Genomic DNA, 13,770 nt, shown 5'->3' with positions numbered 1-13,770 from the left:
ACAGGGAACAGGGAGACCGCGATGGCGGATGACAGGGCGGAAAAGATCCTCGCGGGGCTCGGTGGCGCCGAGAACGTCATCGAGGTGGAGGGGTGCATCACCCGGCTTCGATGTGAGCTCGAAGACATGGACCTGCTCGACGAAGCGGCGCTCAAGGCCGCCGGCGCGATGGGTGTGGTCCGCATGGGCGCCGGTGTCCAGGTCATCGTGGGGCCCGAGGCCGACACGATCGCCAGTGAGATCGAGGATCTGCTGTGAGTCTCGAGATCCTCAGCCCGGTGAGCGGGAAGACGACCGCTATGACCGAAGTGCCCGATCCGGTCTTCGCGCAGGCGATGGTCGGCCCCGGCATCGCGGTCCTGCCCTCGGGCGGTCACCAGGACGCGGTCGCCCCGGTGGACGGGACGGTCGTCACGCTGCACCCGCACGCTTTCGTGGTGGCCACCGAGGACGGCCGCGGCGTGCTGGTCCACCTGGGGATCGACACGGTGAAGCAGAAGGGCGAGGGGTTCACCCTCCACGTCGTCAAGGGTGAGGCCGTCCGTGCCGGGCAGCCGGTCGTCGGCTGGGACCCCGACGCGGTCAAGGCCGCGGGTTACTCACCGATCGTGCCCGTGGTGGCGCTCGACGCGAAGGCGGAGGTCCTTTCCGGACTGCTCACCGGCGGCGACGTCGAGGTGGGCGACCCGATTTTCACCTGGGACAGCTGAAAGCTCGTCAGGAAGGTCCCTTTAGGACGATGTCCACGTCCTAAAGGGACCTTTCTCGTGTTCTAGGCGGTGACGACCTGGCCGTTGGTGACCTTGACCGCGATCTTCGGCAGCGGCTGGTCCGCCGGTCCCTTTTTGACCGCGCCGGTCGCGGCGTCGAAGATCGAGTTGTGGCAGGGACATTTCAGCTCCGCGCCCTCGGGGACGACCGCGCACCCCTGATGGGTGCAGATCGCGCTGAACGCGGCGGCCGTGCCTTCGGCGGTCCTGGTGACGATGACGTCCTTGCCGTCGGCGGTCTTGGCGGCCTTCGCCTGGCCGACCTGGATGTCGGAGAGTGCGGTCAGGGTCTCGCCCGGCGCCGCGGCGGGCGGTGCGGCGGTCGAACCGGACGGCGCGCTGTCGCTTCCGCAGGCGGTGAGGGCCACGGCTCCGGCGGCGGCACCGGCGACCGCGGCGCCGGTGGTCAGGACCTTGCGGCGGGAGTGGAGTTCGGCAGTCATGCCCATACACACGGTCCGAGCGGCCATCCGGTTCAATTTCGCCGTCCATCGGGTGCCGGATTGAACCGAGAGGCCCTCTTTTCCGTGTTCAAAGGCATAGGGGAACCGAACACGCGGGAAAGAGATACGGACATGATCCGGTGGTTGTTGCGGGCGGTGGTGGCGGCGGGCCTCCTCGGCTCGGCGTGGGTGCATTACGTCGTATGGCAGGACTGGGCCTCGGAAACGGACGTGGTCGGCCCGCTCTTCCTGGTGAACGTCGTGGCTGGCGTGGTCATCGCGATCGCCGTCCTGGCGTGGCACCACTGGCTTCCCGCGCTCGCGGCGATCGGCTTCGGCCTGGCCACCCTGGGCGCGTACGTGCTCTCGCTGACTACGGGATTCTTCGGCGTCTCGGAGCGCTTCACCACCCAGGCCGAGCTGTGGGGCCTGATCACCGAAGTGGCTTGCGTGGTCTTCGCCCTCCCGCTGCTCATCAACCGCGAAGGCACGGATCGGTGAAGGAATTCGCGGAGGACCGGCTGATGCGGGCTCTGCACGACGAGCACGCGGCGGCGCTCTGGTCCTACGCACTGCACCTCACCGGCGGCGACCGCGTTCGCGCGGAGGACGTCGTCCAGGAGACGCTGCTGCGGGCCTGGCGCAACGCCAAGGTGCTCGACCAGACCGAGGGTTCGGCGCGCGGCTGGCTGTTCACCGTGGCGAGACGGATCGCCATCGACGACTGGCGGGCCGCCGAGGCGCATCCGGAGGTGGTGACCGGTCAACCGCCCGAAACGGCGGTCACGGACGGCACGGAACGGGCGGTCCAGGGCTGGCTGGTCGCCGAAGCGCTCGGTGAGCTCTCGCCGAGACACCGGGACGTCCTGGTCCTGTGCTACTTCCAGGGCTACTCCGTCGCCGACGCCGCGAAGCGGCTGGGTGTGGCCGAAGGGACGATCAAATCGCGGACGCATTACGCGTTGCGCGCGTTGCGGCTGATATTGGAGGAAAGAGGGGTGACTCAATGACCGACCCCTTCGCCACCTACGACGCGGCCTACGTGCTCGGTGCGTTGTCCCCGGAAGACCGGTCCGCCTACGAGAGACACCTTCGCGTCTGTGACCGCTGCGCGGCCTCCGTGCGCGACCTGGCCGGGATCCCCGGGCTGCTCGCCCAGGCGGGTGCCCCCGCCCTGCTGGAGGACGAACCGGCGCCCTCGCCGGATCTGCTGCCGACCGTGCTCAAACGGGTCCGCCGGGGAAGGCGGATCCAACGGGCGATCACCACCACCGCGGCCGGGATGGCCGTGGCCGCGGGCGTCGCGCTCGTGGTCGTCCTGACCGGGCCGACGGCGGCGGCCGGCGACCCGATGACCCTGCTCGGCGACTACCCGGTGACCGCCGAGATCGCCATGTCCGCCACGGACACCGGCACGAAGGTCGACATGACGTGCAGCTACGGCGGCAACCGGACCGGGGACTACATCCTGGTCGCCGTCGGCGCCGACGGCGGCACCAGCGAGCTCGCGTCCTGGCGCGCGATGCCCAAGGACACCGCGCACATCGTGGTCGGCACCGCGATGCGCACCGGGGACATCAAGGCGCTCGAGATCCGCACGCCGTCGGGTCTCCCGCTGCTGCGGATGAACCCCTGATCCCGGTGTCATGACAGGACTTCGGCGCCGGGGACGGGATGGATTGCCGCTCGCGCGGAAACTTCGGACGCCCAAGTACATGAAGGCCCCCATCCTTGCGCCTGGGTACATGAAGGGGGCCTTCACGTACCCGGGCGAACGGCCGCTCCGCGCGCTGCCGTCGGCCGGGCTGAAGGACGCTTTCCCCGCATCTCATGCGACGAAAGCTCCCTTCACCGCATGAGATGCGGTGAAGGGAGCTTTCACCCCGCGCCGTGCATCCGTGCGTGAACGGTCCGTTCACGACTTCCGCACCCCCGCCCCACCTGCCGAAAGTGCGTGAAAGTCCCTGTCACGAAAAGAAAATCTTGCCGTCCGTGCAGCACCGGACGCACTCTTGATCTCGTGTTCACGCCGATCGCCTTCGCGGTGGCGGGCGCCGGGTCGGCGCTCGCCACACGTTCCTGCCTGCGCCGGGCCGGAGCGCCGATCACGGCATGGGCCGCCGCCCTCACCGCGGTGGCGCTCGTCGCGGTCTGCCTCAGGTACCAGTCGGGAGCCTGGCCGTCGTGGTGGCTCGCGGTCCCGGCCGTGCTGACCGTCCTCGCGGTCCCGCTCACGCTCGCCGACCTCAAGTACCGCCGCCTGCCCGACATCCTCACCCTGCCCGCGTACCCGGCGCTCGCCGTCGCGCTGGGGATCGCCGCGCACGGGGGAGGGGCCGCCATCGCGTGGCGGGCGGTGCTGGGCGCGCTGGTCTTCGGCGGGGCGCACGCGCTCGTCCACGCGGTGTCGCCGCGCTCGCTCGGCGCCGGGGACGTGAAGCTCGCCGGCAGCCTCGGTGCGGTCCTCGCGGCGACGGGCTGGCCGTCCATCGTGCTCGGCGCGGTCGCCGCCGCGTTACTGAGCGTGGCGCTCGCGGTCGGCGGGCCCCGGCATCCCACGGTGCCGCACGGCCCCGGTCTCCTGGTCGCGGCATGGGTGCTCGCCGTCTTCGCCGGGCCCGGTCCTGGATAGCCCGACCCTTCCTAGGAAGGTCAGGAGGTTGTGACAGGATCTGTCAGGTGTTGCGCTGGATAACCGCAGGGGAATCGCACGGACCCGCCCTCGCCGCCATCCTGGAAGGGATGCCGGCCGGGGTCGAGGTCACCACCGCCGAAGTGGGCGAGCAGCTCGCGCGCCGGAGGCTGGGCTTCGGCCGCAGCCCCCGGATGGGCTTCGAGACCGACCACATCGAGTTCACCGGCGGTGTCCGGCACGGGCTCACCCAGGGCGGCCCCGTCGCGGTCCAGATCGAGAACGCCGAGTGGCCCAAGTGGGAGAAGGTCATGTCGGCCGATCCCGTGCCCGCCGAGGAGCTGGAAGGCCTCGCGCGCAACGAGCCGCTGACGCGTCCCCGGCCCGGCCACGCCGACCTGCCCGGTATGCAGAAGTACGGCTTCCCCGAGGCCCGTCCGGTGCTGGAGCGCGCGAGCGCCCGCGAGACGGCGTCCCGCACGGCGCTCGGCACGGTGGCCCGCGCGTACCTCAAGCAGCTGCTCGGGGTCGAGATCCTCAGCCACGTGGTGTCCATCGGCGGCGCCTCGGCGCCCGAGGGGCCGCTGCCGGTGCCGTCGGACCTTCCGGCCATCGACGAGAGCCCGGTCCGCGCCTTCGGCCAGGAGGGGACCGACGCGATGGTCGCCGAGGTCGACGCCGTGCGGAAGGCGGGTGACACCGTCGGCGGCGTGATCGAGGTGATCGCCTACGGCCTGCCGCCCGGCCTCGGCTCGCACGTCCACTGGGACCGCAGGCTCGACGCCCGCCTCGCCGGCGCGCTCATGGGCGTCCAGGCGATGAAGGGCGTGGAGGTCGGCGACGGCTTCACCACGGCCAAGCGGTGGGGCAGCCAGGCCCACGACGAGATCGACCGCGGCACCGGCCCGGTCGGGGTGACCCGCCGGTCGAACCGCGCGGGCGGCCTCGAAGGCGGTATCACCAACGGCGAGCCGCTGCGTGTGCGCGTCGCCATGAAGCCGATCTCGACCGTCCCCAAAGCACTGTCCACTGTGGACGTCACCACCGGGGAACCCGCGGTGGCCATCCACCAGCGTTCCGACGTCTGCGCGGTACCCCGCGCCGGGGTCGTGCTGGAGTCGGTGGTCGCGCTCGTGCTCGCGGACGCCGCGCTGGAGAAGTTCGGCGGCGACTCGCTGATCGAGGGCAAGCGCAACGTCGAGGCCTACCTGAAGGCGCTCGAGGAGCGCTGGTGACTCCTCGCGCGGTGATCATCGGGCCGCCGGGCTCGGGCAAGAGCACGGTCGGCCCGGCGCTCGCCGCCCGGCTCGGTCTCGCCTTCCGCGACAGCGACGACGACATCGTCGCGAGCGCGGGCAAGCCCATCACCGACATCTTCGCCGAGGAGGGCGAGCCCGCCTTCCGCGCGCTGGAGGAGGAGATGGTCGCGAAGGCCCTGGCCGAGCACGAAGGCGTCCTCTCACTGGGCGGGGGAGCGCCGATCACGCCGGGCACCCGCGAACGGCTGGCCGGGCACACCGTGATCTTCCTGAACGTGGGGATGGCCGCGGGCGTCCAGCGCGCGGGGCTCTCGACGGCGCGTCCGCTGCTGGCCGGGGTGAACCCCCGCGCCACCTACAAGGCACTCCTCGACGCGCGCCTGCCGGTGTACCGCGAGGTGGCCACGTTCGAGATCGAGACCGACCAGCTGACCGCCGACGAGGTCGTCGAGGCCGCCGTCATCGGGCTGACCGAGATCAGCAAGGAACGAGCATGAAGCGCACCATCGCCGGCGTCCTGCTCGGCGTCGTGGCCTTGACCCTGACCGCGTGCGGTGAGGAGAAGCAGCCGCCCGGCGCGGACGTGATCCAGACGAGCGCGGCGACCAGCGCCGCGCCCGATGTCGCGGCCGACGTCAAGGTCACCAAATGCGATAGCAACAGCTACACCCCGAAGATCACCATCGAGGTCACCAACAGCACGGGCGAGGACGCGCGGTACGCCGTCACCATCGCGATCAAGGACGCCGAGGGCAAGGCCGCCGGTGAGGCGCTGTTCGCGAAGAACCGGATGACGCCCGGCCAGAAGGTGACCGAAGAGATCCCGGGGGACACCCCGGTCAAGGGCAAGATCACCTGCGAGGTCGCGAGGGCCAAGCGGCTTCCGCCGAAGTGAGGGGAACGATGACCGAGCCGGTCCGCATCACCGTCAACACCGCCAAGCCGTACGACGTCGTCATCGGCCGCGGCCTGCTGGGCGAGCTCACCGAGCAGCTCGCCGACGCCTCCAAGGTCGCGCTGATCCACCCGCCGACGCTGACGACCACCGCCGAGGCCATCCGCGACGAACTGGCCGAGGCCGGGATCGACGCGCACCGGGTCGAGATCCCCGACGCCGAGGACGGCAAGGCGCTCACCGTCGCCAGCTTCTGCTGGGAGGTCCTCGGCCGCATCGGCCTCGACCGCCAGGGCGTGGTCGTCGGGCTCGGCGGCGGCGCCGTGACCGACCTCGCCGGATTCGTCGCCGCCACCTGGATGCGCGGCGTCCGCCTGGTCAACGTGCCCACCACGCTGCTGGGCATGGTCGACGCGTCCCTCGGCGGGAAGACCGGCATCAACACCGAGGCGGGCAAGAACCTGGTCGGCGTCTTCCACGAGCCGAGCGCCGTCCTCGTCGACCTCGCGACGCTGGAAACGTTGCCGCCCAACGAACTCGTCGCCGGAATGGCCGAGGTGGTCAAGGCAGGCTTCATCGCCGACCCGCGCATCGTCGAACTCGTCGAGCAGGACCCCGCCGCGGCGCTGGACACCACCGGCGAGGTCCTCGGCGAACTGGTCCGCCGCTCGATCCAGGTCAAGGCCGACGTCGTCGCCGCGGATCTGCGCGAATCGGATCTGCGCGAGATCCTCAACTACGGCCACACGCTCGCCCACGCCATCGAACGCCGTGAGCGGTACCGGTGGCGTCACGGCGCGGCGGTCAGTGTCGGCCTGGTGTTCGCCGCCGAGCTCGCGAGGCTGGCCGGCCGTCTCGACGACGCCACCGCCGAGCGGCACGCGAAGGTGCTCAAGCTGCTGGGCCTGCCGACCACCTACGACCCGGACGCGCTCCCGCAGCTGCTGGAGACGATGAAGGGCGACAAGAAGACCCGGTCGGGTGTGCTGCGCTTCGTCGTCCTCGACGGGCTCGCGAAGCCCGGAAGGCTGGAAGGGCCGGACCCATCGCTGCTCGCCGCGGCCTACTCGGTGGTGGCGGGCGAGGCCCCCAAGCCGGGCGGGAGCGTGCTGCTGTGAAGGTGCTCGTCCTCAACGGTCCGAACCTCGGGAGGCTCGGCCTGCGCGAACCCGGGATCTACGGTTCGGCGACACACGCGGATCTGGCCTCCAACTGCGTCGAGACCGGCAAGGAACTGGGGATCGACGTCGAGGTCCGGCAGACCGATCACGAGGGCGAGATGGTCGGCTGGCTGCACGAAGCCGCCGATGCGGGCTGGCCGGTGGTGCTCAACGCCGCCGCGTGGACGCACTACTCGATCGCCGTCCGCGACGCCGCCGCCCAGCTCAAGGCGCCGCTGATCGAGCTGCACATCTCCAACGTGCACAAACGCGAGCAGTTCCGGCACCACAGCGTGCTGTCGGACATCGCCACCGCCGTGATCGCCGGGCTCGGGGTCGACGGATACCCCCTGGCCCTGCGCTGGATGGCCGCGAACGCGGCGTGAACAACCCTCCCGAGCTCAAGACCGCGAGGCTGTGGCTGCGCGCGCTGACCGAAGCCGACACCGGCGCGATCATCGGGCTCTTCGCCGACCCGGCGATGAGCGCGCATTTCGCGGTGCCGCTCACCGAGCCGGACCGCGTTCGCGAAATGGTCGGGCGCAGGCTGTCCTACGACGGCCCGGCGGGCATGGGGCACTGGGTGATCGAACGCGACGGCGAGGTGATCGGGCTCGCGCATCTGCGGCCATCGCAGGAACTGCCCGGAGACGTGCCGGAGATCGGCTATTACCTGTCGCGGGCGCATGGCGGGCAGGGGCTGGCGACCGAGGCCGCCAAGGCCCTGCTGGAGCACGGGCTCGTCGGGCTCGGCCTGTCGTCGGTGTGGGCGCTGGTCGGGGAGTCCAATGTGGCCAGTCAGAACCTGGTGCGGCGCTTGGGTTTCCTCGACGTCGGCGGCGGCGACCACTACGGCAGCGGGCCGCATCGCGTCTTCGTCGCGTTGCCTTCGGACCGCGGCCGCGCGCACCACATCGAGCTGTGGGTGCCCGATCTCGGCCGTGCGGAGGAGAGCTGGGGCTGGCTGCTGGGCGAACTCGGCTGGCGGGAATTCCAGCGCTGGCCCGCCGGCGTCAGCTGGAAGCACGGCGCGACCTACCTCGTCGTCGAGCGTTCGCCCGCGCTCAGCGGCGAAAAGCACGACCGCACCGCGCCGGGCCTGAACCATCTCGCCCTGCATGTCGAGTCACGCGATCGGGTGGACGAACTGGCTTCGAAGGCCGTCGAACACGGCTGGTCGCCCCTGTTCGCGGACCGCTATCCGAATGCGGGCGGTGACCATCACTACGCTGCCTACCTCGAAAACGCCGACGGCTTCGAAGTGGAATTGGTCGCCCTCCCGGGTACTGGCGTCACCCGGCCGGGTTAAGCCTCGCTACACTCGGCCATCATGCGCCTTTTTCGTGGGGGTCGGCGACCCGCCCGTGCCGTGGTGGCCGTCGTCGCGGCGGGCGCGGTACTCGCGGCGTGCAGCGACGGGAACGTGCAGTCCCAGGCCGACGGCAAGGGCGGCGGGATCGGCGGAGCCCAGCAGGCGCCCCAGGAAAAGCCGCGGCCGATGGACGTCGAGCTCGCGACGAGCGATCCCCGGGCCAGTGGCGGCGTGGTCGCCGCGGGCGACCAGGACGCGGTCTACAACTACAGCCCGACCGTGATGCGGGACGGCGGCAAGCTCAAGATGTGGTGGTGCAGCCAGTACGGCAGCGCCCAGCCGCCCGGTGACGACGTCCTCTACGCGCAGTCGCCCTCGCTCGACGGTCCCTTCAGCGGTCCGTCCGGCAGCGGACCGGCGGCGGTGTTCTCCGGCGCGCCCGGCGGTTTCGACGGGATGCACACCTGCGACCCGTCGGTGATCAAGGTCGGCTCGACCTACTACATGTATTACACCGGCGCGGCGGGCGATCACGCCCTCGGCAACTCGATCGGCCTCGCGACCAGCCCCGACGGGCTCAACTGGACCCGCGCGGCCGGCGGGCAGCCGATCATCGGACCCGCGCACGACGTCCACCGCGCCAACGTCTACGGCGCGGGCCAGCCTTCGGCGGTGTACCTCGACGGCTGGTTCTACGTGCTCTTCACCGACACCACGGCCAAGGCCGCCGGGTGGAACGGCGCCGGGCAGTTCCTGCTCCGCGCGAGGGACGCTGCGTTCAGCCGGGGCGTGGAGACGCTGGGGGAGCAGGGCTTCGTCGCCAAGCCGACGACGATCTCGCCGCGCACCCGCTCGCTGGTCGACGGGTTCAGCACCGACCTCATGTGGGTCGGTGCGCTCGACGCCTTCGTGATCGCGCACGAGACCGACGCCGGCACCACGCTCACCTTCTGGACCAGGGACTTCTCCGCGCAGCCGTACCGGCCGTCGCTCATCCCCGGCGCCTGGAAGGAAGGCCCAGGCCTGGTCCGGCGGCCCGACGGGCACGCGCCGCTCTCGTCGGGCGACGTCTGCGATCGGGTGCCCTTCGACGTCGTCCGCGCCACGGTCGTCGGCGGCGCGGGGGCGCCGACCGACCTCAAGCATTTCGGGCTGGACGTCCGCGGTTCGCGGGCGTGCGAGGGCGACGCCCGGATCCGGACCTCGTTCGAAGGCGTCGCGATGCCCTCGCCGCAGCGGACCATCGATCTGGTGGCCGACGGCAAGCTAGTGCGGGTCGACCGGCGCTCGGTGGCGGCGGCGCTCGCGGGCGAGGTGTTGGACCTGCGGCTCAAGGTCGTCGACAAGTTCCCGCAGGTCGCGCGGCTGAGCGCCGGGGCGAAGACGGTGCACGCGCCGGGTCGCGGATTCGGCGTGGTGCTCGACGGCAAGCTGTATGCGGTGCCGGACGCGGGGACGGCGGCGCTGAACGACTCGACCGTCGAAGAGATCAGCGATCAGGCCTGGGACGGTTTCCCGGTGGGTTTCTCGCTCGCGGGCTGATCGGGCTTGGTGATGCGGCCGCCGACGAACAGGCCGATGCCGGCCGGGATGAGCACCAGCAGGGCCGAGAAGGCGGCGCCGCCGGTGAGCGCGCCGCCGAGTTCCGAAGCGCCGGTCTGGTCGACGAACACCGCGCGGCCGATCACGTACAGCACGCCCGAGACCGGGCCGGCGATCAGCGCCGCGATGAACCAGTTCTTGCCGCGTTCGGGTTTGCCCTGCCAGGCGTCCACGGCGCCCCAGCCCGCCGCCGCGCCGACAAGGACGGCGAGGGCGAGGGAGGTGACGAGGGTCTTGTCGGTGGGGTTGAAGACCTCGTACTTGGCCAGCACGGTGACGGCCGCGCCGTGCAGCAGCGCCATCACGAGTCCACGAGTCAGCCACGGTGCCATTGGGGGAGTTTAACTCGCCAGTAGCGACCTACGCGCCCACGTGCCGGTGGGTGTTCGGTCCTCCAGTCCGTGAAGGCCTCCTTGCCTACCCTGAAGGTAGTGAAGGAGGCCTTCACGGACTGGCCGACCGCCACATTCGCCCCAGGTGCACCAAGTAGCCACGATGAATGCGCGTGAAGGCCTCCTTCCCTCGGCTCAGCCGCGTGAAGGGGGCCTTCACGGACAGGTATTCGTTGATCTACGTCTGAACTGGGCGTGAGCGGGATTCGTTCCAGACAGGGGCGAGCGTTGTCGATGAAGGATTTGGGACGTTCACCGTCCCAAATCCTTCATCAACGAATCCCTGTGTGGAGGAGTCAGGACGTTCGACGTCCCGAACCCCTCAGGCTCGGCCCAAACCCGTGGGCAAGCAAAAGGAGGCCTTCACGCGACGACCGCGCGCCACAGTGAACGCAAGCGGCAGACGAAACGCGTGCCGCGGGCGGCCCACCCCCTAAACTCCATGACGTGCGTGAATACTTCTCTCGCCGCCGCGCGGCGCTGCGTTCCCTGCTGGCCGACTCCGGGGTGGACGCGCTGCTGGTCACGGACCTGCTCAACATCAGGTACCTGACCGGCTTCACCGGGTCCAACGCCGCTCTCCTCGTCCACGGGAGCGGCGACGACAAGACGATCTTCTGCACCGACGGCCGCTACCAGGTCCAGTCGGCGACGGAGGTGCCCGACCTCGAACGAGTGCTGGACCGCGCGAGCGCGGCGAAGCTGGCCGATCTGGCGGCCGAGAAGAAGCTCGGCAAGACCGGCTTCGAGAGCCAGCACGTGAGTGTCGAGCAGCACGAGGACCTCAAGGTCCGCTTCGACCGCGTCGAGCTGGTCCGGACGCCGGGGCTCGTCGAGCAGCTGCGGCTGGTCAAGGACGAGCAGGAGATCGAGGCGCTGCGCCAGGCGTGCGCGGCGGCCGACCGGGCGCTGGAGGACCTGGTGTCCGCCGGCGGGCTCCGGCCGGGCCGCACCGAGCTCGACGTCGCCCGCGACCTGGAGAACCGCATGCTCGGTCACGGGTCGACCGGGCCTTCGTTCGACACCATCGTCGCGGCGGGCGCCAACTCCGCGATCCCGCACCACCGGCCGACCTCGGCGCCGCTCGAGACCGGCGGGTTCGTCAAGATCGACTTCGGGGCCACGGTCGACGGCTACCACTCCGACATGACCCGCACGTTCGTCATCGGCAAGCCCGCGGCGTGGCAGGAGGAGATCTACGAGCTGGTCCAGCGCGCGCAGGCGGCGGGCTGCGACGCCGTCCTCCCCGGTGCCGAAGTGTCCGAAGTGGACAAAGCGGCCCGCGGCGTGATCGTCGGCGCGGGGCGCGGCGAGGAGTTCGGCCACGGCCTCGGCCACGGCGTCGGACTGCAGGTGCACGAGGCGCCCAGCCTGGCCACCACCGGCGTCGGTACACTGTCCGCCGGTATGGCCGTCACCGTCGAGCCTGGTGTGTATCTGCCCGGACGCGGAGGCGTGCGCATCGAGGACACGCTGGTCGTGCGGGAAGGTACGCCCGAACTCCTCACGCTGAGCACCAAGGAACTCGTGGTCGTCTGACGACGGCCCGGAAGATCGACACAGGAGACTGCACACTCGTGGCCACCACCAACGACCTGAAGAACGGGCTCGTCCTCAACCTCGACGGCCAGCTCTGGACCGTCACCGCGTTCCAGCACGTCAAGCCGGGCAAGGGTGGGGCGTTCGTCCGCACCACGCTCAAGCACGTGCTGACCGGCAAGGTCGTCGACAAGACCTTCAACGCGGGGACGAAGGTCGACACGGCCACCGTCGACCGCCGCAACATGACCTACCTGTACAAGGAGGGTCAGGACTTCGTGTTCATGGACGCGGAGACCTACGACCAGATCACCGTGCTGAACGAGACCGTCGGCGACAACGCGAACTACCTCCTCGAGAACACCGAGGTCCAGGTCGCGGTGCACGAGGGTGTCCCGCTGTACATCGAGCTGCCGACCTCGGTCGAGCTCGTCGTCCAGCACACCGACCCCGGCCTGCAGGGCGACCGCTCCACCGGTGGCACCAAGCCGGCCACCCTGGAGACCGGCGCCGAGATCCAGGTGCCGCTGTTCCTCACCACCGGCGAGAAGATCAAGGTCGACACCCGCGACGGCCGCTACCTGGGCCGCGTTTCCAGCTGATGGCCGACTCAGCCAAATCGGGCAAGTCGCCGAACCGCGGCGGGCCGATCAGCCGTCGTCAGGCCCGCAAACGCGCGGTCGAGATGATGTACGAGGCCGCCCAGCGCGGTGCCGACGCGGTGACGCTGCTGGCGGACCGGGTCGGTTCGGTCGAGGTCGACCCGATCGCGGACTACACGATCTCGCTGGTCGAGGGTGTCACCGGCCGCAAGACCCAGATCGACGAGCTGCTCTCCGAGCACGCTCAGGGCTGGACGCTGGACCGGATGCCGCCGGTGGACCTGGCGGTGCTGCGGGTCGGCGTCTACGAGCTGCTCTGGGCCGAGGACGTGCCGGACCCAGTGGCCATCGACGAGGCCGTCGGGCTGGCGAAGGAGCTGTCGACCGACGACTCGCCGCGCTTCGTGAACGGCGTGCTCGGCCGGATCGGCACGATCGCCGACAGGCTGCGCGCGGTCCTCTAGAAGGCGTACGACAACGGGCCGTGTCCTCTGCCGAGGGCACGGCCCGTTCTCGTGCTCGGTGGTGCCGGTTGGCGTTTCCGGTCCCCCCGGACCGAAAACGTCGCCATCTCTAGTCCTCTTTGGACGGTCGAGCCTCGGGCGGCAGCACACCCCAGTCGATCAGCTGCTCGGTGAGCTCGCCTGGGGTCATGTCGTAGATGATCGCCAGCGAACGCAGGTCCTCGGTGCGGATGGAGAGCACCTTGCCGTTGTAGTCGCCGCGCTGGCTCTGGATGGTGGCGGCGTAGCGGGCGAGCGGCCCGACCTTCTCCGCCGGGAGCTGCTGGAGACGCTCCAGGTTGATGACGATCTTCGTGGCGGGCTCGGCGCCCGACGGCACCCGGCCCTCCGGCAGCAGCTCGACCACCGGGACGCCGTAGAAATCGGCGAGCTCGGCGAGCTTCTGCACGGTGACGGCGCGGTCCCCGCGCTCGTACGAACCGACGACGACGGCCTTCCAGCGGCCTCCGGACTTCTGCTCGACCCCGTGCAGGGACAGGCCCTGCTGCTGGCGGATCCCGCGGAGCTTGGCCCCGAGCGCCTTGGCGTAATCGCCCATCTGGTGGTTCTCCGTTTCCTCACCCCCAACCGGTCGGGGTGACCGGTCCAGGGGACTCCTAGAGTCGAATACTCAGAGTAATGGTTACGCATAGTTGTCACC

General features: G+C 70.3%; 18 protein-coding genes and 1 pseudogene. 16 read left to right on the top strand and 3 right to left on the bottom strand.

The window, feature by feature from the left end:
- Positions 1-12 precede the first annotated feature (12 nt).
- Both AVR91_RS30740 and AVR91_RS30735 read left to right on the top strand, forming a co-directional pair.
- Positions 13-258, top strand: a pseudogene (locus AVR91_RS30740) (glucose PTS transporter subunit EIIB); the annotation flags it as partial.
- Positions 255-710: a PTS sugar transporter subunit IIA gene (locus AVR91_RS30735; RefSeq protein ID WP_063274201.1), complete on the top strand. Its 456-nt coding sequence runs from the start codon at positions 255-257 to the stop codon at positions 708-710. The pseudogene AVR91_RS30740 and the gene AVR91_RS30735, both read left to right, overlap by 4 nt.
- A 62-nt stretch (positions 711-772) precedes the next feature.
- Here AVR91_RS30735 and AVR91_RS30730 read toward each other — a convergent pair whose 3' ends face one another.
- Positions 773-1,213, bottom strand: a complete 441-nt coding sequence (locus tag AVR91_RS30730; protein WP_063274200.1) for a QcrA and Rieske domain-containing protein — start codon at positions 1,211-1,213, stop codon at positions 773-775.
- Between the two features lie 132 nt (positions 1,214-1,345).
- Between AVR91_RS30730 and AVR91_RS30725 the strand changes: the two genes are divergently transcribed.
- From AVR91_RS30725 to AVR91_RS30675, 11 genes are all read left to right on the top strand, one after another.
- Positions 1,346-1,714 (top strand): hypothetical protein, encoded by a 369-nt coding sequence (locus tag AVR91_RS30725; RefSeq protein WP_063274199.1) that lies wholly within the window; start codon positions 1,346-1,348, stop codon positions 1,712-1,714.
- On the top strand, positions 1,711-2,223 hold the full coding sequence (locus AVR91_RS30720) for a sigma-70 family RNA polymerase sigma factor (protein WP_076153688.1): 513 nt from the start codon (positions 1,711-1,713) through the stop codon (positions 2,221-2,223). The genes AVR91_RS30725 and AVR91_RS30720 overlap by 4 nt, the downstream gene beginning before the upstream one ends.
- Positions 2,220-2,849: an anti-sigma factor family protein gene (locus AVR91_RS30715; protein WP_063274198.1), complete on the top strand. Its 630-nt coding sequence runs from the start codon at positions 2,220-2,222 to the stop codon at positions 2,847-2,849. The genes AVR91_RS30720 and AVR91_RS30715 overlap by 4 nt, the downstream gene beginning before the upstream one ends.
- Positions 2,850-3,233: 384 nt before the next feature.
- The gene (locus AVR91_RS30710) at positions 3,234-3,845 is read left to right on the top strand and encodes a prepilin peptidase (RefSeq protein ID WP_063274197.1); all 612 of its coding nucleotides are present in this window, start codon (positions 3,234-3,236) and stop codon (positions 3,843-3,845) included.
- A gap of 47 nt (positions 3,846-3,892) precedes the next feature.
- Positions 3,893-5,080: a chorismate synthase gene (gene aroC, locus AVR91_RS30705; protein WP_037343929.1), complete on the top strand. Its 1,188-nt coding sequence runs from the start codon at positions 3,893-3,895 to the stop codon at positions 5,078-5,080.
- Positions 5,077-5,601 (top strand): shikimate kinase, encoded by a 525-nt coding sequence (locus tag AVR91_RS30700; protein ID WP_083715671.1) that lies wholly within the window; start codon positions 5,077-5,079, stop codon positions 5,599-5,601. Before aroC ends, AVR91_RS30700 begins: the two co-directional genes overlap by 4 nt.
- Complete coding sequence (locus AVR91_RS30695; RefSeq protein WP_063274196.1) at positions 5,598-5,999, top strand: hypothetical protein; 402 nt, start codon at positions 5,598-5,600, stop codon at positions 5,997-5,999. The genes AVR91_RS30700 and AVR91_RS30695 overlap by 4 nt, the downstream gene beginning before the upstream one ends.
- Positions 6,000-6,007: 8 nt before the next feature.
- On the top strand, positions 6,008-7,117 hold the full coding sequence (gene aroB, locus AVR91_RS30690; protein WP_016333091.1) for a 3-dehydroquinate synthase: 1,110 nt from the start codon (positions 6,008-6,010) through the stop codon (positions 7,115-7,117).
- Complete coding sequence (aroQ, locus tag AVR91_RS30685; protein WP_063274195.1) at positions 7,114-7,545, top strand: type II 3-dehydroquinate dehydratase; 432 nt, start codon at positions 7,114-7,116, stop codon at positions 7,543-7,545. The genes aroB and aroQ overlap by 4 nt, the downstream gene beginning before the upstream one ends.
- Positions 7,542-8,468: a GNAT family N-acetyltransferase gene (locus tag AVR91_RS30680; protein ID WP_063274194.1), complete on the top strand. Its 927-nt coding sequence runs from the start codon at positions 7,542-7,544 to the stop codon at positions 8,466-8,468. The genes aroQ and AVR91_RS30680 overlap by 4 nt, the downstream gene beginning before the upstream one ends.
- Positions 8,469-8,528: 60 nt before the next feature.
- Positions 8,529-10,013 (top strand): glycoside hydrolase family protein, encoded by a 1,485-nt coding sequence (locus AVR91_RS30675; RefSeq protein WP_063274193.1) that lies wholly within the window; start codon positions 8,529-8,531, stop codon positions 10,011-10,013.
- Here AVR91_RS30675 and AVR91_RS30670 read toward each other — a convergent pair.
- Complete coding sequence (locus tag AVR91_RS30670; RefSeq protein WP_063274192.1) at positions 9,968-10,375, bottom strand: B-4DMT family transporter; 408 nt, start codon at positions 10,373-10,375, stop codon at positions 9,968-9,970. The genes AVR91_RS30675 and AVR91_RS30670 overlap by 46 nt on opposite strands.
- Before the next feature lie 537 nt (positions 10,376-10,912).
- Here AVR91_RS30670 and AVR91_RS30665 point away from each other — a divergent pair.
- Genes AVR91_RS30665 through nusB form a run of 3 tightly spaced genes read left to right on the top strand, consistent with a single transcriptional unit; the run spans position 10,913 to position 13,070 of the window.
- On the top strand, positions 10,913-12,004 hold the full coding sequence (locus AVR91_RS30665; protein ID WP_063274191.1) for a M24 family metallopeptidase: 1,092 nt from the start codon (positions 10,913-10,915) through the stop codon (positions 12,002-12,004).
- 38 nt (positions 12,005-12,042) lie between these two features.
- On the top strand, positions 12,043-12,606 hold the full coding sequence (gene efp, locus AVR91_RS30660; RefSeq protein WP_034311660.1) for an elongation factor P: 564 nt from the start codon (positions 12,043-12,045) through the stop codon (positions 12,604-12,606).
- Complete coding sequence (gene nusB / locus AVR91_RS30655) at positions 12,606-13,070, top strand: transcription antitermination factor NusB (RefSeq protein WP_063274190.1); 465 nt, start codon at positions 12,606-12,608, stop codon at positions 13,068-13,070. Before efp ends, nusB begins: the two co-directional genes overlap by 1 nt.
- Before the next feature lie 109 nt (positions 13,071-13,179).
- On the opposite strand, the gene bldD is transcribed toward nusB, so the two are convergent.
- A complete protein-coding gene (bldD, locus tag AVR91_RS30650) occupies positions 13,180-13,668 on the bottom strand; it encodes a transcriptional regulator BldD (protein WP_003096372.1) in 489 nt (162 codons plus the stop codon).
- Positions 13,669-13,770: the final 102 nt, after the last annotated feature.

The sequence above is a fragment of the Amycolatopsis keratiniphila subsp. keratiniphila genome (assembly GCF_001620365.2).
GTDB classification, from domain to species: Bacteria; Actinomycetota; Actinomycetes; order Mycobacteriales; family Pseudonocardiaceae; genus Amycolatopsis; species Amycolatopsis keratiniphila.
The sequence above is the reverse complement of the archived record's forward strand: the minus strand, read 5'-3'. Positions and strand labels throughout refer to the sequence as shown.

Bases quoted from the DNA above. Each gene is read 5' to 3' on its own strand.
- AVR91_RS30670 (WP_063274192.1), bottom strand. From the start codon at position 10,375: ATGGCGCTGCTGCACGGCGCGGCCGTCACCGTGCTGGCCAAGTACGAG.
- bldD (WP_003096372.1), bottom strand. From the start codon at position 13,668: ATGGGCGATTACGCCAAGGCGCTCGGGGCCAAGCTCCGCGGGATCCGC.
- AVR91_RS30725 (WP_063274199.1), top strand. From the start codon at position 1,346: ATGATCCGGTGGTTGTTGCGGGCGGTGGTGGCGGCGGGCCTCCTCGGC.
- AVR91_RS30715 (WP_063274198.1), top strand. From the start codon at position 2,220: ATGACCGACCCCTTCGCCACCTACGACGCGGCCTACGTGCTCGGTGCG.
- AVR91_RS30730 (WP_063274200.1), bottom strand. From the start codon at position 1,213: ATGACTGCCGAACTCCACTCCCGCCGCAAGGTCCTGACCACCGGCGCC.
- aroB (WP_016333091.1), top strand. From the start codon at position 6,008: ATGACCGAGCCGGTCCGCATCACCGTCAACACCGCCAAGCCGTACGAC.
- AVR91_RS30695 (WP_063274196.1), top strand. From the start codon at position 5,598: ATGAAGCGCACCATCGCCGGCGTCCTGCTCGGCGTCGTGGCCTTGACC.
- nusB (WP_063274190.1), top strand. From the start codon at position 12,606: ATGGCCGACTCAGCCAAATCGGGCAAGTCGCCGAACCGCGGCGGGCCG.